Genomic DNA, 23,488 nt, shown 5'->3' with positions numbered 1-23,488 from the left:
CCAATCTAATGATTCTGAGTTGTCCAAATTGACTATTTTCCGTTGATTCGTGCCAAAATAATTTTCGGTCACTCGCGGAGCGCAACGGTGAAAAAACAAACGCACACCCGCCATTTGCTCCCCGGGCAAACGCAAAAACGAGTGGTGATTCTGGGGTTGCCCCCGGTAGATGCGCTCGATGTGATCGGTCCTGCAGAGGTCTTTGCCTTCGCCAATAGCCTGCACGACGGCGCCCCCCTTCCCTACGAGATTGACCTGGTTTCATCGGGCGACGACGTGCACCTGAAAAGCAGCACAGGCATTAACCTCACGGCGCATAAAACCCTTGAGCAAGAGCGTCGTGGGAGCGCGCCAATTGACACGTTGATTGTCGCTGCGGGCCGCCAGTCAGTGGGCCGCCAGCACGAGGAGGCTATCGAGTGGATACGGACGCGTTCTGGAAACGTGCGGCGCGTGTGCTCGATCTGTGTCGCAGCGTTTGCCCTGGCTGAGACCGGACTTCTGAATGGTCGTCGGGCAACCACCCATTGGCAGATGGCGCGCGAGTTGGCGGAGCGCTATCCGCAGATTCAGGTCGATGCGAACCCTATCTGGGTGAAAGACGGCAACGTGTATACATCGGCAGGAATATCAGCGGGAATCGATCTCGCGCTCGCGCTAGTCAGCGAGGACTTGGGGGATCACGTCGCGATGGAGATTGCGAAAAACATGGTCCTGTTCCTGCGGCGTCCCGGTGGACAAGCGCAGTTCAGCGTCACGCTTCAATCGCAGCGTGCGCCGGGTTCAAGCCTGGATGAACTGTGCCTCTGGATCAGTGAGCATCTGCACACAGACCTTACGGTCGAGAGGCTGGCAGACCAGATGTCGACCAGTGTCAGGACCTTGATACGGACGTTTCAACGGGATTTGAAGACCACGCCGGCGAAGTACGTTGAAGACATTCGCCTCGAAGCAGCCTGTCGGGCCTTTGAACTGGGTGGACGTTCAATGGAGGAAATTGCACGTCGATGCGGTTACAACAGTGTCGATGTGTTGCGCAAAGCATTTGTAAGACGCCTGGGTATCAGCCCCAAGGAATATGCGCTGCGCTTTGCGCCGGATAGCACGCTGGCTCAGATATAACCCGACGCTGAGCAGTTCCGCGCACGGGTCCGCAAAGCGATCGCAACGGATGCCTGGCCGTAGGCCCGCACATTCCTGTGGTGCACTTGCGCGTTATCCGGCAGATTGACGCCTTTCTAGATAGCTTGCCCGCAGCGTCGGGAGTCTGCGTTGAATAGTACGATGAAGAGAAAAGCAAGAATGACCGCGCTTCTGGCCACTAAAGCAGCCGCCCAACCTGGCCCTGGCGGGACGTCTGATCCTGATCGCATGATCCAAATCTCCGATTGTCACTCGATCATCGAAGTACTTCGCCGCATCAAACACGGTGGGCCAGAATGGGCGCATCGTAACGTCAACATATGCTTTCCCGGCCCATCAAATGCTTGGACTTCTGTGTACTCACTTCAGGGTACCAGTGACCCGTACTTTGACTTCATGTACACCCGCAATGAGCCACCTCAGGAAGCCCTTTCCGCACAGCTAGGGAAGTACCCACAGTGCACCGTTATCGATTGGTCGCCTGGACGCCTGGCCTGCATCAAGGCCCAGGATGTGGGTATTGAGACGCTTGCGGAAATCATCCGGGATGTCGCTGAAGCTGCTTGGGATGAGCGCATCACGGTCGTCTATGCCTCGTACGAGGAAATGGGTAGAGCGTGACCCAAGAGCGGACAATCGACCTTAGCTCCCGAAGCGCGCGCAAAAACCAGGTGTTGCGCAACAATCGACCAGGCGCGGACGGACCGCGGGTCACCGTAATCGAAGGAATGTTTGTCATGCACCATTTTAACAACGACTTGAGGGCCGATTTCGTAGAGGCACTTGAGGAAATCTCGACGCTGATGTCCATAGCATACGAGCAACTCGGCCCTGTACCGGAGGACCACGCATTAGCCCAGGCAGGTTTAGAGAATGGGAGTGAGATTGTTCTGGATTATGTAGATCACAACGAGGCTGGAGTAGCGTTCGAACACCTGCTTTATATGATTAAAGAACCAACGCTCGTTGTTTCTGAGAAATGCATAACAGTTTTAGCTCGGATCGCAAAAGCCTTGGAGATGCCATTCACGGGGTAACGAGGACTAACCCACCTATGGACTGCTTTGGGTCGTTTTTTGCCCTTTCTGACAGACCGCTATCGACCCATAGCGGACGGTTTCAGAGTGCGTGAAGCGAATGCTCGCGCCGCTTTTTACTGGGGTTCCAGTTCCGACCACAAAGGACTGCGTCCGATTCCCATCATTAGCGTTCCATAGTCTTCAAATTGATCGATGTTGACCTTATCTTTGCTTTTCCATGTCGCTTCACATTCGTCGCAGACCCACAGCAAAATGTGCGTGGATCGGATACGCATCGCTTGGACTGAACCTTGACGGCATCTTTGGCATTCAATTGGCATTCAATTGGCATTCTAATAATCTCTAATAGTTTTGCGATGCAACACAAACCGGTGTGTCCGCTCCTGCCCGAGTGCGGCCTGTGAAGAAGGGCAGAAAACGCCCCATTGCTGCCGGTCAGCAATGGCTGAAATTGGCCGGAAGTAGACATCGCCAGCACGTTCAAGAGCCAACGGACGACTGAAAGGAGGGTCAGAATCGACAAAAAGGTGCGCACATCGTTTTCAATCCCCAACGTGGGGCAGGGGATGCCTCTCAGGCCACTGACAGAGCCAGTGAAGCGTAAGGAGTCGTTAGCAGCGTGTGATTAGAAGTTGTTGGCAATAGCTGCTTTCTTCGATCATTTTTGGGTAGCCTTCAACATCGATAGCATCCTTGAAGGCTTTCAAAAAATTTCCCTCTTCGTAATGAATCTGATGGGAAGCCAGATCGAATGCATGCCGTAGTAGCGACTTTGTAGGGATGACCAGCTCTCTTGAAACGCTAACCATTATTTCAATAATGTCCAACTGATCGGTCAGTCCTCGGTACAAATCGAAGACCAACCTGTTCTCAGGTTGAGCATCGCTGATGAACGCGTAAACGTTACCTTGGCCGATCGATGTACTGTCGAAATAAAGATAGTACAGCGCAGCTATCTCAGTCTCATTGAGACCCAACAGTTCGATCATTTGCGTCCAGGTGCCCAAAAGGGAGGGGATGTCGTCATCCGACCACTGGAATAGATCAGTAATGGAAATTACCAGGCGAAACTGCCGACTATTGATGATCATCTTCCCCTCAGCGTTGGTTTTGCACATGGATACGGCATGACTTAACTAGGCGAGCAGGTTGCCGGTCATTCTTGGTGCATCGGCGATGCCGGCTCAAGATAAAACCAGTCCGCTTCTGGCCGTTTTTTGCCTGTCGCGACCGATTGAATCCAAAACCCAAAGCAGCCACTCGCTGAAGCTTAGCTTGCGGAGCCGCAGAACGAGATCCCGGAGATCAAGAGGAATCACTTGGACGACTTGTTATAGGAATTCACTTCGCACGAAAATGCCGAATAAGTTCACTTACCTTTGTGGATGCATAAAAAATTGAAACTGAACAAACTATAGCAGCCACCGTCGGACCGACGGGATTTATACCTACTGCGATTTGTATATATATAGATATAAACAAGATAAGGACTGCGTAGCTTATGGCGACCTTGTTAAATGCTGCCAGAAATAACGGAGCTATTGAAATTATAGCCGTGTGAGCTGCAGTCGTTAAAAGTATCTCCATGATCAGTCGAAGAGGAACGCCGCCAAATTGTGCTTGCGCAATTGCAATCAAGGGTTCGTACAAAAGCACCTGTAATGCCCCAACGACAGCCGCACTGATTCCAATAAAGGGCAAGGTTGTTTTTTTCGTAATGTTCATCGTACTTCCACTGACCCCTATAACTCCTATTAAGGACATCGTTGTTGCATAAAATCCCTTGCTACACGCTAAGACGTTACTTTTCTTAGATCCTATCATGGTAAATACGGAGCCGAGCAGAGAAAAACGTGATACGAAACTGGCCAAATTGCTGAACGTTCGCAGCCAATGAGTAGCGGGCTATGGACTTGCTGACAGGCTGTTGACTGGCTGTTTTTGGCAAAAGCCGCCACCCACATTACCTGAGCAAACACAGGCAACTCAGTGTCGCGCAGAAGAAACCCGCAACCCGGCCTACACGGAATTGCGCTTGCGCCGCGCCTCTTCATTCTCCTGCAACGCCTGTCGAACAAGCGCCCTCGCCGCCCACGCAGCGGTGTCGAGTGATTCTTCAACGCTCGCGCCACTGATGTCGCGCACGGCGATCAACGCCTCGGTGCCGATAACGATCGACAGCGCCTGCTTCAGTCGTTTGCGTGCGCGGGGCGAGAGCACGTCCTTCAGCGAGTCGACGATCGGTTCGATGTAGCTCATCCGGCGGCCTGGTCGCAGGGGCTCGTGGGTCTCGCTGTCGAGCCACACCGACATGAACGAACGTTCCATCACGTGCAAGCCGATCTCGTCGTCGATCAAGAGTTTGTTCAACGCGTTCGCGGCCAGGCCGATGCCCTTGACCGGATCGTCGCCCGGCCGCCAGAAGCTCTCCAGCGGCTTCATTTCACGATCCGCTGCCGTCTCGCTGATCAAGGCCTCGGTCGAGGGAAAGTAGCGATAGGCCGTGGCGCGCGAGACCATCGCGCGCTCGGCCACTTGCGCCACCGTCGGGTTTTGGCCCTCGTCGCGCAAGGCGATGGCGGCATCGATCAGCGCCTGACGCGTTCGCAGTTTCTGGTTGGCGCGGCCTTGCGGATCGCCGCCGGGTTCAGACGGGGTTGACTTCGGGATCGACATGGAATATATGAGACTCTGTCTATTCATGAGACTTGAGTCTCATAATAGGCGCGCGACAATCAACCGACAAGAGGTCGCCCGTTATATTTCAGCAACTGAGCGCGCCTCTGGGCGCATGAGGTGAATGCCATGAATCACAACCCCCGTTCACGGACCTGGTTTCGGCTCGCTGCCCTCTACTTCGCCATTGGCGTGATGCTGGGCGTGGCGATGGGCGCTTCCGGCGACCACTCGCTTTTCGCGGTACATGCTCATGTCAATCTGTTGGGATGGGTGTCGATGGCCCTGTTCGGCATCATCGGCACAGCGCACCCGTCAATCACCGAAGGACGTGCGGCTGCCGTACAGTTCTGGATGTACAACATTGGCGTCCCGGTAATGCTTGGCGCACTGACGTTGCGGCTCAAGGGCGTCGCGGCCATCGAGCCGTTGATTGGCGCCGCGTCCATTCTTGTTGGTTGCAGTGTGCTGCTGTTTGTGTGGCTGGTGTTCTCGCGCATCGGTGTCACGGCTATGGGTTTGAGCAGCGCAACACGTGAATCGCGGGCGTCTTGAGGTCAGCCGTTTTTCGGCAGCGTATCGATGCGAGGTGAGGGTCGCCCCGGATCGATAGCTGTCCTTACGACCGGCACACAAAATGTGCCGGCCACTTGCACCACCGCTGCCCTATTTTTTGATTGAAACAATCGTCGCGCTGCCACCCTCGACCCGGAAAACAAACGAGACACGGTCTCCGGCCGACAGCCCGGCGAGCTGATCATCCGTCACGGAAAAGGCCATGGTCATCGGCGGCCATTGCACGGCGGGTACTGCGCCGTGGGAGATGGTCACCGTGTGCCTGGCAGCATCGATAGCCTTGATCGTTCCATTGGCATTAGCGACGGGCGCCTGCGTTGTCTCTTTTGTCTGCATGCCCTCCATACCGTCCATTTTCATACCCGGCATGTCCTCTGCACGAGCCAGGAAAGACAATGCAACCAAGGTTCCTGCCACTGCAATATGGGTCAGTTTCATACGACTTTTCCTTTAAGGTGAGTGGATTCAATGACGAGATGTCGGCGGCGCATCAGGCGATAGGCTGCCGGAATGACAAACAGGGAAAGCAAGGGAGCCGTGATCATGCCGCCGACCATGGGCGCGGCAATGCGGCTCATCACTTCACTGCCGGTTCCGCTGCCCAACAGGATGGGTAACAGGCCGGCAATGATCACGGCCACGGTCATGGCCTTGGGGCGAACCCGCTGCACAGCGCCTTCACGAATTGCCGCAACCAGCCCGCGCTCAGTGCTGTCGCCGAGGTCTTCACGTTCTGCCCAGGCGTTTTTCAGGTAGAGCAGCATGATCACGCCAAACTCGGCGGAAACACCGGCCAGGGCGATAAAGCCGACACCGGTGGCGACCGACAGATTGAATCCCAACAGATAGATGAACCATGCCCCGCCAGTCAGCGCGAATGGCAGCGTGGCCATGATCAGCAACGCCTCATCGAAGCGCGCAAACGTCAGGTAGAGCAGCACGAAGATGATCAACAGCGTGGCTGGCACCACCAGTTTGAGTCGTGCATTGGCTCTGTCGAGAAACTCGAACTGCCCTGAGTAGCTCAAGCTCATGCCAGGCTGCAACTTGACCTGCTCGTTTACGGCATGGCGCAAATCAGCGACCACCGAGGCAATGTCCCGGCCACGCACATCGATATAGACCCAGCCTGAAGGCCTCGCGTTTTCACTTTTGAGCATCGCAGGGCCGTCGCTGATTTTGACGCTGGCCACTGTCCCCAGGGTGATCTGGATGCCTGACGGCGTGTAGATCGGCAATTGCTCCAGGGCACCGAGCGAGTCACGCCACTCCCGTGGATAACGTACGTTGATCGGGAAACGTGCGAGCCCTTCAATGGTCTCCCCGACATTTTCACCACCGATAGCGCCGGCCACGATGGACTGCACATCAGCGATATTCAGCCCGTAGCGAGCGGCGGCCTTGCGGTCGATATCCACGTCGATATAGCGGCCACCGGTCAAGCGTTCGGCCAGCGCTGAACTGATACCGGGTACGCCTTTGGCCACCAGCTCGACCGCCTGGGTGACAGCATCGATGTCCGTCAATTGGGTGCCGGCGACTTTCACTCCGATCGGACTTTTGATGCCGGTGGCAAGCATGTCGATACGGTTGCGAATCGGCGGTATCCAGATATTGGTCAGCCCTGGAACCCGAACCACGCGATCCAGTTCTTCCACCAGTTTTTCCTGAGTCATGCCTGGCCGCCATTGCTCGTGTGGCTTGAATTGAATGGTGGTCTCGAACATTTCCAGCGGTGCCGGGTCGGTGGCAGTTTCGGCACGCCCCGCTTTGCCGAACACGTGCTCGACTTCGGGCACCGTCTTGATCAGGCGGTCGGTCTGTTGCAGCAGCTGCGCAGCTTTCTGTGCCGACAACCCCGGGAGAGCGGAAGGCATATAGAGCAGATCGCCTTCGTCCAAAGGCGGGAGAAACTCACCGCCCAGGCGCGACATTGGCCATAGCGCACTGACAAACACCACCAGTGCCACCAGCAGGGTGACTTTGGGACGGTGCAACACAGCCTCCAGGGCCGGCTGGTAGATCCTGATCAACCAGCGGTTCAACGGGTTTTGTTGCTCACCGGGAATTCGCCCGCGAATCCAGTACCCCATCAGCACGGGCACCAAGGTCACCGACAACCCCGCCGCCGCGGCCATCGCATAGGTTTTGGTGAACGCCAACGGGCCGAACAGTCGCCCCTCCTGAGCTTCCAGGGTGAACACCGGAATGAACGATAACGTGATGATCAACAAACAGAAGAACAGCGCCGGGCCGACCTCTGCCGCTGCTTCGGTCATGACGTGCCAATGACGCTCACCCTTCAGTTCCTCCCCCGGATTGGCCGCGTGCCAGGCCTCAATCTTCTTGTGGGCATTCTCGATCATCACCACAGCAGCATCGACCATGGCGCCGATGGCGATGGCAATCCCGCCCAAGGACATGATGTTGGCGTTGATCCCTTGGTAACGCATGATGATGAAGGCCATCAGCACGCCCACCGGCAGGGAGATGATCGCCACCAGTGATGAGCGCAAGTGCCAAAGGAAGATCCCGCAAACCAGCGCGACGACAATGAACTCTTCGATCAACTTATGGCTGAGGTTTTCCACCGCGCGGTCGATCAGTTTGCTGCGGTCGTAGGTGGTGACGATTTCCACTCCGGCCGGCAAACTGCTTTTCAGTTCGTCGAGTTTGGTCTTGACTGCCGCAATGGTCTCGCGGGCGTTCTTGCCGCTGCGCAAAATCACCACACCACCGACGGTTTCGCCCTCGCCGTCGAGTTCGGTAATGCCCCGCCGCATTTCCGGTCCCAACTGAATAGTGGCGACATCGCCAAGGGTCACCGGCGCACCATCCGCCCCCAACTTGAGCGGGATCGCCCGAAAGTCATTGAGCGTCTTCAGATAACCGGAAGCGCGCACGATGAACTCGGTCTCTGCCATCTCCAGTACCGCGCCACCCGTTTCCTGATTGGCCTTGCCGATAGCCTCGGTCACCTCTGTCTGAGTGATGCCGAGGCTGGCCAGTTTCAGCGGATCGAGTTGTACCTGGTATTGCTTGACCATGCCCCCCACCGTGGCCACTTCCGCGACGTTGGGCAGGGTCTTGAGTTCGAACTTGAGGAACCAGTCTTGAAGCGCGCGCAGTTGCGCCAGGTCGTGTCCACCGCTGCGATCCACCAGTGCGTACTGATAGATCCAGCCCACCCCCGTTGCATCCGGCCCCAACGCCGGTTTGGCGCTGGCCGGCAACCGGCTTTGTATCTGACTCAGATATTCCAGCACCCGCGAACGGGCCCAGTACACGTCAGTGCCGTCTTCGAACAGCACGTAAACGAAGCTGTCACCGAAGAAGGAATAACCACGCACCGTCTTCGCTCCCGGCACTGAGAGCATGGTGGTGGCCAACGGATAGGTCACCTGGTTCTCGACAATCTGCGGCGCTTGGCCCGCAAATGGAGTGCGGATAATCACCTGAACATCCGAGAGATCCGGCAGCGCATCGATGGGTGTGCTCTGCACTGACCAAATGCCCCACGCCGTGACGAACAGTGTCGCCAGTAACACCAGGAACCGGTTGGCGACTGACCAACGAATCAGGGCCGCAATCATGGCTGGCTCCCCGATTTGTCCCCATCCGCCTCATGAATACCGGCGGCTGCTGCGCTGGGTGGCGACTCGTCCTCAGTGCTGGCGACAATGCCCTTGAGACTGGCCTCCGAGTCCAGCAGGAATTGGCCAGACGTAACCACCTTCCAGCCTTCTTCCAGTCCTTTCAAAATGGCCGTCTTGCCATCGCTCTCCTGTCCGGGTTGCACCTCTACCGGGCGGTAGTGGCCAGTGTCTTCGGCGAGCATCACCAAGGCCCGTCGCCCCGTGCGAATAACTGCCTCGCTCGGCACCCACAACACACTGTGTTCGCTCGAACGGTTCAGGCGCACCTGCGCCGTCAAACCCGGCCTGAGGCGGCCGTCCGGATTGGGCAGTTCCACCCGCACACGCAGGGTGCGACTGTCCGCACTGGTCTCGGGCAAAATAGCGCTGACCTCGCCGTTGAGCACGGTTCCCGGAAAGGCTGGCAGCCGTGCTTCGACCATCTGCCCCACTGTGATCGATCCGGTCTGCGACTCTGGAACGGCCACGGCCAGCCAGACACTGCTCAAGCCATTGACGCGTGCCAGCGTGTCGCCCGTCGCCACGGTCATGCCCGTGCGTACATTTAACGCTTGCAGCACACCGGCGATGGGACTGGTCAGCGTCAGGTACGGCTGAACCTTACCGCTACGCTCGATCTGAGTGATCAGCGCTGCCGGCATTCCGGTGAGCTGCAGTCGCTGGCGGGCCGCAGCCAACAGGTCAGCGTCGCCGTTACGCTTCAGGGCAAGGAACTCCGTCTGAGCCGCAGCCCATTCCGGCACCAGAATATCCGCCAACGCTGCGTTGGCGTTCAGCACATCTCCGGGAGCATGGGCATAGACTCGCTCCACAAAGCCAGCGGTGCGTGCCTGAATCACCGCAACGTCACGTTCGTTGAGCGCCAGGACACCTGTCACGTCGAGGCTGGAATGAAAGGTTCCACGGGTGACAGTCGCAAAACGCAGCCCGAGATTCTGGGTCAGCCCCGGGTCGATACTGACAGTCGCCCGATCTCCTGCGCCGCTGGCGTATTGGGGAACCAGTTGCATGTCCATGAAGGGGGACTTGCCCGGTTTGTCGAACTTTTGCTGCGGGTACATCGGGTCGTACCAATACAGGGCTTTGCGTTCGGGCACAGCATTGATGTCTTGCTCCGCCACCGCATTTGGCGCTGCGCTCATACGCTGGTGCGCGACCCCGTAACCGCCGGCAACACCCAATGCCAGCGAAAGGCTAACCAGCAATGCCCCGTTCCATTTTTCAAGTTTCATCGGCTGGCCTCCCCGTAAGCAAAATACAAACGTGCACTGGTCAGCGCGCGCTGCTCTTCCACGTCGATCTGTTTGAGCCGAACTTCGATGAGTTCACGTCGGGCGGTCACAACGGTGTCTAAATCACCTTTGCCGGCCCGGTAGCTGGCCATGCTGAGTTCGACCTTTTCCTTGGCCAGCGGCAACAGGCTTTCCTGGTTTCGGTGCACGGCACGATTCAGGCGCTCGTAGTCAGCCAGTTGGTTTTCCAGTTGCTGGGTGTGCTCGCGTGACAAGGCTTCGCGCTCGGCCTCAAGCTGGTTGAGCTCAGCGTGTCTGGCTGCGATTTTCGGGTTTTGGCGAGTGTCAGGAAACAACGGCAGATCCCAGGAAAACTGCACGCTGACCATGTCGCCGAACTGTCGGCCACGATGCTGATAGTCAAGCTCCCAACTCCAATCCGATTGCTTCTCCGACTCGGCTTCACGAACCCTGGCTTGCGCTTCGCGGGTCATCGGCGCAAACGCTGCCAGCTCCGGGTGGTGTTGCAGTTGATGGGAGTAGCTTGAGCTATCGACGGACCATTCAGGCAGGCTGCCCACAGGCTTGTCGTTGGCGGCTGAGCCAATCCAGCGTTTGAGGGCGGCTCGGGCCTGGGCTCGCTGCAGAATCAGATCGTCCTGCTGCTCTGCCAACTGAGCGGCTTCCTGTTTGGGTGTCACCGCATCGGCGGGCTGGGCGCGGCCGCCAGCAATCCGGGCCCGGACGGTATCGCTCAGCAGGCGGTTTTCTTTGTAGAAGTCCTGGAACAACGCATCTTTACGTTCGATTGAATAGCTGCTGATCCAGGCCAGTGCGGTGGACTGGCGGACCTTCAGACGTTCGACCCGACGCTCGGCGGCGGCACGATCAACAGCCGCATCGGCGACCTCGATACGGGCTTTGCGTTTGTCGCTGTTCGGCATCTCCTGCCGGACCCCGACCATTTGCATGGTCATGAAATCCTGGTCGAGGCTCCAGCGATCCGGACCGCCTATGGGGTAGTTCTGCACACCCAGAAGCAACTTGGGATCAGGTAGTTCACCCGCCGGGATGGCTGCGCTGCTGGCAGCCTGAATCCTGGCGTCTTGTGCGGTCAGTGACGGCGCATTGTTTTCGGCCAGCCGCAACGCTTCATCGAGTGTCAGTGCGGCAGCGAAGCTCGGCAATGCCAGTACGCTTGCCGCCAGGCCGACCACGAGGGGCCAACCTGTGCAATAGCACTTGGAGTTCATGTCTACGATTCCTGTGATCATCAACTGCGCGCGTCAAAAGACATGCGCACAGCCAGGTCATCCCGCTAATGCGGAATGAGGTTCGATGTGGGACAGGAATCAAACGCGGGGCGGTCGCCATACCCCGGACGGGGTTTGCACGGGAAGGGAATCGCTAAAGAAGGAAAGCGCTACGGGGCTGAATACGGTGACCGGAGGCTTGATAATCGAGACTTGCAGCATGCCGCCCGTCTTGCATTCCTGGCCTGGTTTGCAAGGCTTGCCGTGCTCGGTGGGGCTTTTCATGTCGTTGCAGCAGTCCATCCCCATGCCGTCCATCATCGCCATGCCCATCGTCTTCATGGGGCACGGTTCTGTCGGTGCCTGAACGCCCGCCATCCCGCTGAGGGGAAGCGCCAGGCTGATCATGAAAATGATGCAAAACCGCAGATAGCGTTTCATGGGCTGGAGTGTAGTCGCTGCAAATGGCTCTTACGATGGGCTTGAGTCGTCAGCAACCTGTCATCAGGTTCCGACGCAGGCGATAACACCGGACATGAATTAAGCCAGCATTACGTGTTCATCGACAATCCTGAAATCCACGCTGGATCGTGTGCTTCCCATTGCCCGCCGCTCTCATCACAGGGGCAACGGCCTGTCCTGCACCACCCGTTTCATGACCAGCGTCGACGTCAGCCGCTGCACATTGGGCAAGGTCGAAAGGCTTTCATCGTAGAGCCGTTGAAAGGCCGGCAAATCCTGGGTGATGACGTGCAGCAAATAATCCGGTTCGCCGAACAACCGCTGGGCATCGACCACCTGCGGGATGTCGACAAGCGCCGTCTCGAACGCCTCGACCGCTTTGCGGTCGCCCTCGCGCAACGTGGCAAACACCATCGCGGAAAAGTTAAGGCCCAATGCGGTTGGGTCCAGTTGTGCTCGGTAGCCGAGCAACACACCCGACTCTTCCAATGCCCGGACGCGTCGATGGCAAGGGGAAAGGCTCAGGCCCACGCGCTCGGCGAGTTCGGTGACCGACAGGCGACCGTCCTTTTGCAGCTCAGAAAGAATCTTGCGATCAATCCTGTCCATTTAGAATTTTCTTCCAATTCTGCGCATTCTGATGATCATCTTTGAAAGTAAATTCTAACAAGATTTCCTTATTCTTCCTCGCATCCATATTTTTCGGAGCAGGACGATGCAGAGCACGGTGTATCAGCAGCAGAAGTGGTTAACGCCATGACCTTGAGTGTTTTCGTGGCTTTTTGGGCGGTGTCGATTCTGTTCGTCATCACGCCGGGTGCAGATTGGGCTTACGCGATTTCGGCGGGGTTGAAGGGCCGGGTCGTGATACCCGCCGTGGGCGGGCTGTTGTCCGGTCATTTGATTGCCACGATGATCGTTGCCGCGGGCGTCGGCACGCTGGTGGCCAACCACCCCGTTGCCTTGTCGGTGCTGACCGTTGCCGGGGCCGGTTATCTGCTGTGGTTGGGCATCAACATGCTCGCCCGCCCCGCTACACCGCACTCAGATGATGCTCAGGCGCCGGGCTCCTGGCAGCGTTGGGCGATCAAGGGGCTTTGTGTGAGCGGGCTGAATCCGAAAGTGTTTTTGCTGTTTTTGGCGCTGTTGCCTCAATTCACCGACGCGGCGGCGGCCTGGCCTGTGCCGATGCAGATGATTGCGCTGGGGCTCATCCACACGGTCAGTTGCGGCGTGATTTATCTGCTCGTGGGATTCGGCTCACAGGCCGTACTGCAAGCACGCCCCGCCGCGGCCCGGTGTGTCAGTCGTTTCTCCGGAACGGCCATGATCATCATCGCGGTCGTTTTGCTCGGCGAGCAGCTGTTGGGTTAAGTCCGTGACAAGGCCAGCATTGCACAGCGCTTTTGCCCCGCGCCAACACTCCCCGCCTCGTCGTACAGATCACTCACGGTGTCGTAGTCCACTCGGGCGTCGGGCACCAGAAAATTGACCAGCTTCGATTTCAAAATCTCTTCGACCATCTTGGTGTCTCCTTGATATGAGTAGCAGTCCTGTCACTCAGACACCTGCTGTGCACTGGCGCTGAGTGCACGGGGTGATAATGTAGCGCGCCGAATGGAGAATCCAGACCATGCGCCAAGTTCTTCTCGTTGTGGATGTTCAATCCACCTTCTCGCCGCCTGAATGGCTCGTGAAGGATATTCAAAAACTCGCGGACGTTGTCCCGGCGGTGGCGACCGTTGAGCTGCATGACGAGCAGCGCACCCCGTTCCATCAACAGCTCGGCTGGCACCCTGCGGCGCTCGACAGCAGCGCGGTAAAAACAGAGCAGGTTTTCGTCAAGCACGGCTATGCACCTTCGCCAGAGACCATGGACTATTTGAAGCGCCTGAAGCCGGACCGTGTCCTGGTTTGCGGTATCCAGACGGACACCTGTGTCCTGGCCGCAGGCTTTGCACTGTTTGACGCCGGCCTTTATCCAACGCTCGTCACCGACCTCACGGTGGGTTCATCCCTGGACCGCTCCGGGCAACTGGGTATCAGCCTCTGGACCCACCATTTTCGGCACACCACCACCTCAGCTGAAGTTCTTTCAGGATTGATCGCCGAGCAAAAGTGACGTGATCGCGAACAGGAAAGCCACCGCAGCAGGCATTCGTGGATAGGCGCACTTGTCTTGTGCGGCAGCCTGTCGGCGCAGGGTCAGGATGGCTGCACCGAAGCGGATGAGCGTTGAGCTGGCAAAAAAGCAAAATTGCCATGTGTTCCACTCGTTAGTTCATACGTCGCAGTTCTCACTGCCCGTTTCTATCTGTCTGGAGTTCTCTCATGCCCTCGCCCAATTCCCTGCCCGCTGCGCTGCTGGGGCTGGCGCTTGCCTGTCCGGCCATGGCCGAGGAAGCCCAAGGCCTGGAGCTGGGACAGGTGCTGATTCAGGCTGAGGAGCAGCGCGGCGAAGACCAGACGATCGAGGACGCCGAGGCCCGGCTTGCCCAGGTACCCGGCGGCACCAATGTGGTCGATATGCGCCGCCCCCTTCAGGGCCGCGTGGCCAGCAACCAGGATGTGCTGGCCTATCAGCCGGGGGTCTATGCCCAGTCTGCTGGCAATGAAGGGGTGAAGATTTCGATCCGTGGCTCGGGGATCAACCGTGCACCGGGCGCCCATGCTTCGGGGCTGTACGCCATGCTCGACGGTCTGCCGCTGACCGGCCCGGGCGGCACGCCCTACGAGTTGCTGGAGCCGCTGTGGCTCGATCATGTTGAAGTGCTGCGCGGCGCCAACGGTTTCGACAGGGGCGCACTGGCCTTGGGCGGAGCCATCGATTACATCAGCCACACCGGCTACGACGCACCGCTATTGCAGGTGCGCTACGCCATGGGCAGCCACGGTTATCAGCAGCGTCAGGTCAGTTCCGGGCAGGTGCTGGGGGATTTCGACTACTACGTGTCCACGACCGATGCGCGCGCCGACGGCTATCAGGATCACACGGCCAGCGAGAGCCAGGGCGTCATTGCCAACTTCGGCTATCGCTTCAACCCGAAGCTGGAAACGCGCTTTTATCTGCGCTATCGCCAGACCGACAACGACCTCGCCGGGCGGGTGACCAAGCACTCCATCGAGCACGACCCACGGGCAGCCAACCCCGCTTACGTGGCGCGGGACGACCGTCGCGAACAACCGGGCAGCACCTTCTTCGGCAACAAGACCACCTACTACATCGATGACGATTCGAGTATCCAGACCGGCCTTGTCTACCATGACTACCCGATGGATTTGCGTGAGGGCCCGAACCGCTTGAAGGTGGCGTACACGGACGTCAGCGGCACCTTCGACTATAAGCGTCGCGACACCCTCTGGGGCCTGGAAAGCCAAAGCACGCTGGGCCTGCGCGTGACGAAGCACCTGCCCAATGCCGGCGCCAGCGAATCAGTGCGCATCCCCACCGGCAACACCGTCGGCTATGCGCCGGGCACGCCCATTCGCAACTTCACCTACCAGGGTTCGGACACGGTCTTGCATATGGGCAATGACCTGGAGATCGCCGACGACCTGTGGCTGACCACCGGCCTCGCAGCCATTTACACCCGCCGCGAAAGCGCCGTGACCTTCCCGGAAGGTGGCGGCAAAACCAGCCTCAACGACTGGGACTACGCACCACGCGTGGGCCTGCGCTACCAACTCACACCGGACTTGCAGCTGTTCGGCAATCTCAGCCGCTCGGTCGAAGCGCCGCACCCGTGGTCGCTGATCTACAGCTCCAACATTCGCTTCCCGGCAGGCAGCGGTGTCGCCACAGGCGCCCAGCGCGACCCGATCAAACTGCAGAACCAGACCGCGACCACCCTCGAACTCGGCGGCCGCGGCGACAGCACGATGGGGCAATGGAGCCTGGCCTGGTACTACGCTCAGGTGCAGCACGAATTGCTTTCGGTGTTGCCGGATGCCAATGCCGTGACGCCTTACGAACTCAACGCCAGCCCGACCGTGCACCAAGGCGTGGAAGCCAGCCTGCAAAGCAACCTGTGGTCGTCCGGCGATGGCGGCCAACTGAGCTTGCGCCAGAGCTACACCTTCAGCAACTTCCACTACCGCGACGACGACCGCTTCGGCGACAACCGCCTGCCGGGCTTGCCGATGCACTACTACCAGGGCGAACTGCGCTACGACTGGCCCCAGGGTTTCTTCGCCGGGCTCAATACGCAGTGGGTGTCGAAAACTGCGGTCGATTACGCCAACAGCTATTACGCCGACCCTTACGCACTGTTCGGCGCGACTGTGGGCTACAACGCGCCCAAGGGCGACTGGCAGACCTGGCTGGACCTGCGCAACTTGACCAACAAGCACTACGCCGCCACCGTCACGCCGGGCTACGACGACAAAGGTCTGGACGCAGCACGGTCGACGCCGGGCGAAGGTATGGCGGCGTATGTCGGGGTGTCGTGGAGTTTGCGCTGAGGCCTGGGCATGCTTTTGAGTCGGTCCTGAATATGCCGACGACACTTTTGAGCTGAGACGTTTCAGCGGCTGCCGCGATAATCGAACGCTAAACCCATGAGACATCGAGGTTCAGCATGACAAGCGCCGCGACAGAGCAGGTCAGCCCGCAAACCCTGAGAAAAGTGATTGTCGCCGCCGGCATCGGCAATTTCGTCGAGTGGTTTGACTTTGCCGTCTACGGCTTTCTGGCGACGACCATCGCCCAGCAGTTTTTCCCCAGCGGCGATGCCAGCGTTGCGCTGCTGAAAACCTTTGCGGTATTCGCCGTGGCCTTTGCGTTTCGGCCCCTGGGCGGGATTTTCTTCGGCATGCTCGGTGACCGGATCGGTCGCAAGCGTACCCTGGCGATGACCATCCTGCTGATGGCGGGCGCGACGACCCTGATCGGTTTGTTGCCGACCTACGCCGCGATCGGTGTCACGGCACCGGTGCTGCTGAGCCTGATCCGCTGCGCCCAGGGTTTTTCCGCAGGGGGCGAATATGCCGGTGCCTGCGCCTATCTGATGGAACATGCTCCCAGCGATAAAAGAGCGTGGTATGGCAGTTTCATTCCGGTGTCGACCTTTGCAGCCTTTGCATCGGCAGCCGTGGTGGCTTACGCACTCGAGGCGTCATTGTCGGCCGAAGCCATGGGCAGCTGGGGCTGGCGCCTGCCGTTCCTGATTGCCGCGCCACTGGGCCTGGTCGGTCTTTACCTGCGCTGGAAGATGGATGAAACCCCGGCGTTCCAGGCCGTCACCCAACAACATGCTGTCGCGCACTCTCCGCTCAAGGAGACCCTGCGCAACCATGGCTCGGCCATCTGCTGCCTGGGTGCGTTCATCTCGTTGACGGCCCTGTCGTTCTACATGTTCACCACCTACTTCGCGACTTACTTGCAGGTCGCGGGCGGCCTGAGTCGCGCAACGGCGTTGCTGGTGTCGCTGATTGCACTGATCTTCGCCGCACTGATGTGCCCGTTGGCCGGTTTGTTTTCGGACCGGGTCGGGCGGCGCATGACGGTGATGACGGCCTGCGCGCTGTTGATCGTCGCGGTGTATCCATCGTTCATGATGGCCAGTTCCGGCTCGTTCGCAGCGTCCATCGTTGGCGTCATGCTCCTGGCGATTGGCGCCGTGTTGTGTAACGTGGTGACCGCCGCCCTGCTCTCGGAAACCTTCCCGACACGCACTCGCTACACCGCATCGGCGATCACCTACAACATGGCCTACACCCTGTTCGGCGGCACCGCGCCGCTGATGGCGACCTGGCTGATCAGTACCACCGGCAGCAATCTCTCGCCGGCGTTCTACCTGATTGCCATTGCGGTGTTGGCATTGGTTGGCGGCCTGGCGTTGCCGGAGACTTCGAAGATCTCCCTGCACGATGTTTCATCGGGCGAAAAGCAAACAGAGGTGCCGGCGGTGGCACGAGGGTGAAACTCACCCTCGTGGTCTGTTTAACCCGGCTAACCCCTGAGCGCCGCTTCAATCGCCGCGACGTCGATCTTGCCCATCTGCATCATCGCCTCAAATGCACGCTTGGCCGCGGCGGGATCGGGATCAGTGATCGCCGCCGTCAGCACCCGAGGGGTGATCTGCCAGAACAAACCCCACTTGTCCCGGCACCAGCCGCAGACGTTTTCTTCGCCGCCGTTCCCCACTATCGCGTTCCACAAGCGGTCCGTCTCGGCCTGATCGTCGGTCGCCACCTGAAACGAGAAGGCCTCGTTGTGCTTGATCGACGGCCCGCCGTTCAGCCCGAGACACGGGATACTCATCACCGTGAACTCCACCGTCAGGACGTCGCCCTTCTTGCCCGCCGGATAGTCGCCGGGGGCGCGGTGGACAGCGTTCACCGCGCTGTCCGGAAATGTTTCGGCGTAGAACGTCGCGGCGTCCAGCGCGGTGCCGTCATACCACAGGCAAATCGTGTTTTTGCTGACCATTTTTGTTCTCCAAATGAATGTGGCGGTTTTTCCTAGTCAACGTCTTCGAACGTTCCTGTACGTACTTCGCCGCTGCGTTCGTAGCGGCTGATCAATACACCCGCTGGCGTGGTGATCGAGTGCGCCAGGGTGAACGCCGACGCCAGCGCATCGTCGCCGAACAGGCGCTTGCCGCGCCCCAGGACCACGGGAAACGTCATCAGCCGCAGCTCGTCGACCAACCCGGCGGCCAGCAATTGGCGCACCAGATCACTGCTGCCCTGGGTCAACAAACGGGCGCCGTCCTGCTGCTTGAGCACGCGTATCGCGTCGGCAAGGTTGCCTTTCAGTGCATGACTGTTCTGCCAGTCGAGCGTATCGGGTCGATGCGTGGCGACGTGCTTTGCCACGCGGTTGAACAGGTCGCCGATGGGATGGCCGTTTTTACCGGGCCAATACGCCGCGAAAATGTCGTAGGTTCGGCGCCCCAGCAGTAACTCGAACGGCTGCGAGAACAGTTCGTTGATGGCCTGGCCGGAGGCTTCGTCGGCGTAAGGCACGATCCAGCCACCGAAACGGAAATCGCCGCCGGGATCCTCTTCGGGTCCGCCGGGTGCTTGAATAACGCCATCAAGACTGATGAAAGCGGCAACAGTGAGCGTGCGCATGGTCTTCTCCCGGTTGGTCTTCGTGACAGCGCTCTTGCAGGAAACACCGACGATCAGGCGCATTCCTTAACCGTAGTCGAACGAGACGCCGGGAAATCGACAGTGCGATATACGGATGACGAGCCCTGCGAAAAACAGTCTTGAACGCTACAATCACAGCCCTCTCCCGCAGATCAGGCAGACCCGTCCGGCTATGGCGCTCGACCCTCCAACGATGTTGACACTCTCTATCGCCCTCGCAGCCGCCGCCGCGCTGTATCTGGCGATCGAGTGGCGCAGCATTCGCGAACCCTCGCTGCTGTTCTGGAGCGCAGGATTTGCCACGATCACCGTGGGTTCGACCCTCGCCTTGCTGCGCATCAGCGGCCTGTTGCTGATCGGTATCTGGTTCGCCAACGGCCTGTTGGTGACGGCGCACTTTCTGTTCCTGTTGGGCGTCGCGCGTTTTACGCAGGTGCGCCTGTCTCGTGCCTGGTATCTGATTTTTGCAGCCTGGTTTGCCATGCTGTTGCTGCCGGACGAAGCGTCGTGGTCGAAGCTCATGCTGGTGGCCAATTCGCTGCTGGTCGCCCTGCCGACGCTCAGGGCCAGCTTCCTCTTGCGTCCTCATGGCAAGTCTTTGAGCGTGGGCGCGGTGCAGCTGCGTTATGTGCTGCTGACCCACGGGCTGTTCTATCTGGCCAAGGCGATATCGGTGGTCGTGCCAGGCACGCTGATCGATCTGGCGGCCTTTCGTGGCGAGATCATCCAGATTTCGCTGGTTGAGGGCGCGATGGCGATCATGCTGATCGCGCTCTCGATGACCGGCACCGAGCGCTACCGGCGGGAGAAACGGATTGAACGGCTGGCGGCACGCGATCCGTTGACCGCCCTGTACAACCGCCGCGCCCTGGAAGTACGGGCACCGCGCCTGCTGGAGAACGTCTCGGGCATGCGACCGGGCGCGTTGCTGCTGATCGACATCGACAACTTCAAACTGGTCAACGACCTCTACGGCCATACGGCCGGCGATCGACTGCTGGTTTCGCTGAGCGAGATGATTCGCGCGGTTTTGCCCGGCGGTGCACTGGCGGCCCGGCTGGGCGGTGACGAGTTTGTCATCCTGCTGAATGACGCATCGAGTGAGCGAGTCGTCGGGTTGGGCAGCGCGCTGCGGGACCGGTTTCACCAGGCCGCCGCACAGGCATTCACCACGCCTGAACCGGTCACCTTGAGCATCGGCGCCAACCTGTTCGACCAGCCGCCGGCGAGCCTGGCCGCCTTGATCGAGCAAGGCGACGCCGCGCTTTACGAATCCAAGCGTGGCGGACGCAACAGCCTGCGCCTGGTGGATCGGACCCTGGCCAGCGACGAGCTGTCACCTACCCGCTGACTCGCCAGTTGTGTTGATACGCATGTATGAGTGATAGGTTCACAAATACTGCGTATCTTGTCCGATACAAAGCGATCCAATGCGGCCATTTGCGCGCCTCTCTCGTCAAGGAAGAACAATGATCACTGCTTCAACTTCGACTTCAACGAATGCGGCGATGTCGGCCTACACCTCTGCCGCCGAGGCGAAGGCTGCGGCGACTGCGCAACAGCAACGCGTGGCTCAGGATGATCCGGCCAAGACACCGAACGACGATTCGGTGAGCCTGTCCAGCACCTCCACCGCTTACAGCAATTCGATCGCCGGCAACGCGCCGTTCTTCCCGGTGCGTTCGGGAATGAACGCTGACGCACTCGTCCTCGGTGCCTCCAAGCCTGGCGCGGTCTCCAGCTCCAAGGACAAGACGTTTGCCGAAGTGGCCACCGATGCCCGCAAGCGCATGGATGAAAAATACGCGCTGATGAAAGCCAGCGGCAAACCGTATACCGGCAGCGATGAAGACCGGAATGCGTTGATGGGCGATCTGGATCGACGTTCGCTGAACGCCGTCGCCACCAATCAGGGCGGGACCTTCACCGCAGAGGAACAAGCCTCGGCACAAGCCTTGATGCGCCAACAGGCGCGCCTCGCCACCGGTTACTACAGTGGCCCGGCAGACCAGCAAAAAAACTGGAAAGACCCGTTTATCAACGACCCTTACGGCCGGGCCCGCGCCGCCCTGGATTTCATGGACAACATGAGCCCCGAAGAGAAAGCCAAACCTGAGTGGCTGTCCCAGCATTTGTCGCTGGAAGCGGCGCTGAATCAGAGCTCGAGCCTGGACCCCGCCGAGAAGAAGACCGGGCATTTCCACAACCTGGCTGAAATCCTCGCGGGTATCGTGACGGACGGATCTGACAACGAAAAATCCAACTCAGCCAAAAACACAGATCCGAGCGTCGGGATCATGAAAAAGCTGCAATCACTGGTTTCGTGACACCGCCGATCCTGTAGGAGCCGGCTTGCTGGCGATTGGGCCTTGAATATTGCGTTGATTTCGTGGGCCTCATCGCTGGCAAGCCAGCTCCCACAGGTTCCGGGGTGTCTGGTCGGAGGCATTCGCAACGCTGATGCCGCTGGTAGAACACAACCCCTGTAGGAGCCAGCCTGCTGGCGATTGGGCCTTGAATATTGCGTTGATTTCGTGGGCCTCATCGCTGGCAAGCCAGCTCCCACAGGTTCCGGGGTGCCTGGTCGGTGGCATTCACAACGTTGAGGCCGCTGGTAGAACACAACCCCTGTAGGAGCCGGCTTGCTGGCGATAGCGGTGGGTCAGACGACGGCGTTGTTGACTGACAGGCCGCAATCGCCAGCAAGCCAGCTCCTACAGGTTTGGGGGCTACCCTTCAAAACGTCCCGAGCCTTCGCGGTCGTGTTCGTAGCGCCTGGTCAACGGAAACGGCGGCAGCCAACGCTCGCGACGAATGATCCAGCTTTCATAGGTGGGCGTCAGTTGGTCAGGGGCATCCAGCGATCCCAGGTTCACTTCGACTTCGTCGTCGGTGCGGGCGAAAACCGAGGAGCCACAGCGCGGGCAAAAAAAACGCCCGGCATAGTCCCTGGTTTCGCCGGTGATCGTCACCGCACTCTCGGGGAATATCGCGGAGGCGTGAAACAGCGCGCCATGATGCTTGCGGCAGTCGAGACAGTGACAGAGGCCGACCCGGTATGGCCGCCCGGATGCCACAATTCGCACGTTGCCGCACAGGCAACCGCCGGTAAAAGAGTCCATGGTGCGCCTCCTCTGAATTCGTGTGACCGGAAGGCTTATTACGATAGCAGCCACCACTGGTCGCAACGAACTTGCTCTACAGATGCTTTTTACCTAATTTTGAATCTATAGATTCAATTTGAGGTCATGAACATGGCCGTTGCCCTCCAGCAACAAGCCTTCACCAAAAGCCAGTGCGTAACCGGCCTGCGCGCCGCTGTCGGCATTCTCGATAAATGGCGCGCCTCCAGCGACCAGGCTTGCCGAATCCTGCGCATCTCCCGCAGCACCTACACCCGCGCCCGCCAACGCGATCCCGAGTGGGCCGTGGCGCTGGACGCGGACCAGATGCAGCGCATCAGTTTCGTGCTCAACATCCACGCAGCGCTGCGCCTGGTGTTCGATAACCCGGAAAACGTCTACGGCTTCCCGTCGATGGCCAACGACAACGAATTCTTCAACGGCCGCTCCCCGCTCGAGATCATGGCTCAGGGCGATATGATTTCCTTGTATGAGACCTTCCGGCGCATCGACGTGCTGCGGGGCGCGCAATGGTGAGGCTGAGCGAACTGGCAGCACTTGCCGGCGAGCCATTGCAAGCCTATCGACTGGTCAATTCCAAGTTCCCCCCGGTGGCCTTGTTTGATGACGTGGCGGACGCGGACGAGTTTGAAGTGCTGTATCAGATCCAGGAACTCACCAACCCGAGGCTGAAAAATGAAGTGGGTCGCCTTGAGCTGATTCGCCGCAGTGAAATCCCGTTCGGCATTCCGGGCTGCTCCTATGCGACGGCCCCCTTTACCCACGTCAACCCGGCAGGCTCGCGGTTCAGCGATGGCAGTTTTGGGGTGTTGTATCTGGCGGACACCCTGGAAACGGCACTGGCTGAAGTGAAGCATCATCAGAGCCTGTATTGGTCGAACGTCCCGAGCCTCAACTACGAGCGGTTTGTTTTCCGCGGGTTGTCCTGCTCTTTTGTGGAGGCAGGGATGAAAGATGCGACATCCCTCTCGATGACCGACCCTGTTTATGATCCAGACGATTACACGCACTCCCGTCGTTTAGGGAAGTCAGTCAAAGAGGCGGGTTGCCCTGGGCTTCGTTACCACTCGGTGCGAATGCACGGCAGTGATTGCTGGGCGCTGATGACGCCGAAACCGGTTTTATCGGTGATTCAGGCGGCGCATTACGAGATGGTCTGGAATGGGCAGGTGACGAGTGTCAGTCAGATTAGTGAGGCTTGAATGCGTT

General features: G+C 59.0%; 25 protein-coding genes. 12 read left to right on the top strand and 13 right to left on the bottom strand.

Translation table 11 applies throughout. The features are described from left to right. Positions 1 to 87: 87 nt before the first annotated feature. From IB245_RS23550 to IB245_RS23540, 3 genes are all read left to right on the top strand, one after another. Positions 88 to 1,122: a GlxA family transcriptional regulator gene (locus IB245_RS23550; protein ID WP_318652986.1), complete on the top strand. Its 1,035-nt coding sequence runs from the start codon at positions 88 to 90 to the stop codon at positions 1,120 to 1,122. A 180-nt stretch (positions 1,123 to 1,302) separates the two neighbouring features. Then, entirely contained in the window at positions 1,303 to 1,764 is a 462-nt protein-coding gene (locus IB245_RS23545; RefSeq protein WP_225609967.1) for a hypothetical protein, read from the top strand. A gap of 116 nt (positions 1,765 to 1,880) precedes the next feature. Then, positions 1,881 to 2,180 carry a MafI family immunity protein gene (locus IB245_RS23540; RefSeq protein WP_192228818.1) on the top strand — a complete coding sequence of 100 codons (300 nt, stop codon included), beginning with the start codon at positions 1,881 to 1,883 and terminating at the stop codon, positions 2,178 to 2,180. A 614-nt stretch (positions 2,181 to 2,794) separates the two neighbouring features. Here IB245_RS23540 and IB245_RS23535 read toward each other — a convergent pair. From IB245_RS23535 to IB245_RS23525, 3 genes are all read right to left on the bottom strand, one after another. Beyond that, positions 2,795 to 3,274: a hypothetical protein gene (locus IB245_RS23535; protein WP_192228817.1), complete on the bottom strand. Its 480-nt coding sequence runs from the start codon at positions 3,272 to 3,274 to the stop codon at positions 2,795 to 2,797. A gap of 250 nt (positions 3,275 to 3,524) precedes the next feature. Beyond that, positions 3,525 to 3,908 (bottom strand): hypothetical protein, encoded by a 384-nt coding sequence (locus IB245_RS23530; RefSeq protein ID WP_192228816.1) that lies wholly within the window; start codon positions 3,906 to 3,908, stop codon positions 3,525 to 3,527. A gap of 294 nt (positions 3,909 to 4,202) precedes the next feature. After that, complete coding sequence (locus tag IB245_RS23525; protein ID WP_192228815.1) at positions 4,203 to 4,859, bottom strand: TetR/AcrR family transcriptional regulator; 657 nt, start codon at positions 4,857 to 4,859, stop codon at positions 4,203 to 4,205. Between the two features lie 129 nt (positions 4,860 to 4,988). On the opposite strand from IB245_RS23525, the gene IB245_RS23520 reads away from it, so the two are divergent. Beyond that, positions 4,989 to 5,414, top strand: a complete 426-nt coding sequence (locus IB245_RS23520; RefSeq protein WP_192228814.1) for a hypothetical protein — start codon at positions 4,989 to 4,991, stop codon at positions 5,412 to 5,414. 111 nt (positions 5,415 to 5,525) lie between these two features. Here the strand turns inward: IB245_RS23520 and IB245_RS23515 are convergent, their stop codons facing one another. From IB245_RS23515 to IB245_RS23490, 6 genes are all read right to left on the bottom strand, one after another. Further along, on the bottom strand, positions 5,526 to 5,873 hold the full coding sequence (locus tag IB245_RS23515; protein ID WP_192228813.1) for a copper-binding protein: 348 nt from the start codon (positions 5,871 to 5,873) through the stop codon (positions 5,526 to 5,528). Continuing rightward, a complete protein-coding gene (locus tag IB245_RS23510; protein WP_192228812.1) occupies positions 5,870 to 9,028 on the bottom strand; it encodes an efflux RND transporter permease subunit in 3,159 nt (1,052 codons plus the stop codon). Before IB245_RS23510 ends, IB245_RS23515 begins: the two co-directional genes overlap by 4 nt. Then, the gene (locus IB245_RS23505; RefSeq protein WP_192228811.1) at positions 9,025 to 10,323 is read right to left on the bottom strand and encodes an efflux RND transporter periplasmic adaptor subunit; all 1,299 of its coding nucleotides are present in this window, start codon (positions 10,321 to 10,323) and stop codon (positions 9,025 to 9,027) included. Before IB245_RS23505 ends, IB245_RS23510 begins: the two co-directional genes overlap by 4 nt. Next, on the bottom strand, positions 10,320 to 11,576 hold the full coding sequence (locus IB245_RS23500; protein WP_192228810.1) for a TolC family protein: 1,257 nt from the start codon (positions 11,574 to 11,576) through the stop codon (positions 10,320 to 10,322). Before IB245_RS23500 ends, IB245_RS23505 begins: the two co-directional genes overlap by 4 nt. Positions 11,577 to 11,675: 99 nt before the next feature. Further along, entirely contained in the window at positions 11,676 to 12,017 is a 342-nt protein-coding gene (locus tag IB245_RS23495) for a hypothetical protein (RefSeq protein WP_008037830.1), read from the bottom strand. Positions 12,018 to 12,194: 177 nt separating this feature from the next. Further along, on the bottom strand, positions 12,195 to 12,647 hold the full coding sequence (locus tag IB245_RS23490; protein ID WP_192228809.1) for an Lrp/AsnC family transcriptional regulator: 453 nt from the start codon (positions 12,645 to 12,647) through the stop codon (positions 12,195 to 12,197). 147 nt (positions 12,648 to 12,794) lie between these two features. On the opposite strand from IB245_RS23490, the gene IB245_RS23485 reads away from it, so the two are divergent. Then, entirely contained in the window at positions 12,795 to 13,412 is a 618-nt protein-coding gene (locus tag IB245_RS23485) for a LysE family translocator (protein WP_008035576.1), read from the top strand. Here IB245_RS23485 and IB245_RS23480 read toward each other — a convergent pair. Beyond that, the gene (locus tag IB245_RS23480; RefSeq protein WP_192228847.1) at positions 13,409 to 13,561 is read right to left on the bottom strand and encodes a hypothetical protein; all 153 of its coding nucleotides are present in this window, start codon (positions 13,559 to 13,561) and stop codon (positions 13,409 to 13,411) included. The genes IB245_RS23485 and IB245_RS23480 overlap by 4 nt on opposite strands. A 110-nt stretch (positions 13,562 to 13,671) precedes the next feature. On the opposite strand from IB245_RS23480, the gene IB245_RS23475 reads away from it, so the two are divergent. The 3 genes from IB245_RS23475 to IB245_RS23465 all read left to right on the top strand — a co-directional run bounded on the left by IB245_RS23475 (position 13,672) and on the right by IB245_RS23465 (position 17,959). Then, positions 13,672 to 14,160 (top strand): isochorismatase family protein, encoded by a 489-nt coding sequence (locus IB245_RS23475; protein ID WP_192228808.1) that lies wholly within the window; start codon positions 13,672 to 13,674, stop codon positions 14,158 to 14,160. A 209-nt stretch (positions 14,161 to 14,369) separates the two neighbouring features. Further along, complete coding sequence (locus IB245_RS23470) at positions 14,370 to 16,499, top strand: TonB-dependent receptor family protein (RefSeq protein WP_192228807.1); 2,130 nt, start codon at positions 14,370 to 14,372, stop codon at positions 16,497 to 16,499. A gap of 116 nt (positions 16,500 to 16,615) precedes the next feature. Continuing rightward, positions 16,616 to 17,959 carry an MFS transporter gene (locus IB245_RS23465; RefSeq protein ID WP_192228806.1) on the top strand — a complete coding sequence of 448 codons (1,344 nt, stop codon included), beginning with the start codon at positions 16,616 to 16,618 and terminating at the stop codon, positions 17,957 to 17,959. A 29-nt stretch (positions 17,960 to 17,988) separates the two neighbouring features. Here the strand turns inward: IB245_RS23465 and IB245_RS23460 are convergent, their stop codons facing one another. Together IB245_RS23460 and IB245_RS23455 are read right to left on the bottom strand one after the other, a co-directional pair. Next, positions 17,989 to 18,468, bottom strand: coding sequence for a VOC family protein (locus IB245_RS23460; protein ID WP_192228805.1), 480 nt, complete (start codon positions 18,466 to 18,468; stop codon positions 17,989 to 17,991). Between the two features lie 32 nt (positions 18,469 to 18,500). Next, a complete protein-coding gene (locus tag IB245_RS23455; RefSeq protein ID WP_192228804.1) occupies positions 18,501 to 19,115 on the bottom strand; it encodes a dihydrofolate reductase family protein in 615 nt (204 codons plus the stop codon). A gap of 193 nt (positions 19,116 to 19,308) precedes the next feature. On the opposite strand from IB245_RS23455, the gene IB245_RS23450 reads away from it, so the two are divergent. Both IB245_RS23450 and IB245_RS23445 read left to right on the top strand, forming a co-directional pair. Next, the gene (locus tag IB245_RS23450) at positions 19,309 to 20,487 is read left to right on the top strand and encodes a GGDEF domain-containing protein (protein WP_192228803.1); all 1,179 of its coding nucleotides are present in this window, start codon (positions 19,309 to 19,311) and stop codon (positions 20,485 to 20,487) included. A 118-nt stretch (positions 20,488 to 20,605) separates the two neighbouring features. Beyond that, a complete protein-coding gene (locus IB245_RS23445; RefSeq protein WP_192228802.1) occupies positions 20,606 to 21,463 on the top strand; it encodes a hypothetical protein in 858 nt (285 codons plus the stop codon). Between the two features lie 402 nt (positions 21,464 to 21,865). On the opposite strand, the gene IB245_RS23440 is transcribed toward IB245_RS23445, so the two are convergent. After that, positions 21,866 to 22,258 carry a GFA family protein gene (locus IB245_RS23440; protein ID WP_192228801.1) on the bottom strand — a complete coding sequence of 131 codons (393 nt, stop codon included), beginning with the start codon at positions 22,256 to 22,258 and terminating at the stop codon, positions 21,866 to 21,868. 132 nt (positions 22,259 to 22,390) lie between these two features. On the opposite strand from IB245_RS23440, the gene IB245_RS23435 reads away from it, so the two are divergent. Then, positions 22,391 to 22,795: an antitoxin Xre-like helix-turn-helix domain-containing protein gene (locus IB245_RS23435; RefSeq protein WP_192228800.1), complete on the top strand. Its 405-nt coding sequence runs from the start codon at positions 22,391 to 22,393 to the stop codon at positions 22,793 to 22,795. Further along, positions 22,789 to 23,481 carry an RES family NAD+ phosphorylase gene (locus IB245_RS23430; RefSeq protein ID WP_192228799.1) on the top strand — a complete coding sequence of 231 codons (693 nt, stop codon included), beginning with the start codon at positions 22,789 to 22,791 and terminating at the stop codon, positions 23,479 to 23,481. The genes IB245_RS23435 and IB245_RS23430 overlap by 7 nt, the downstream gene beginning before the upstream one ends. Positions 23,482 to 23,488 lie beyond the last annotated feature (7 nt).

The sequence above is a fragment of the Pseudomonas sp. PDM02 genome, assembly GCF_014852285.1.
In the GTDB taxonomy this organism is placed as follows: Bacteria; Pseudomonadota; Gammaproteobacteria; order Pseudomonadales; family Pseudomonadaceae; genus Aquipseudomonas; species Aquipseudomonas migulae.
This window is presented reverse-complemented; position numbering and strand designations above follow the sequence as displayed.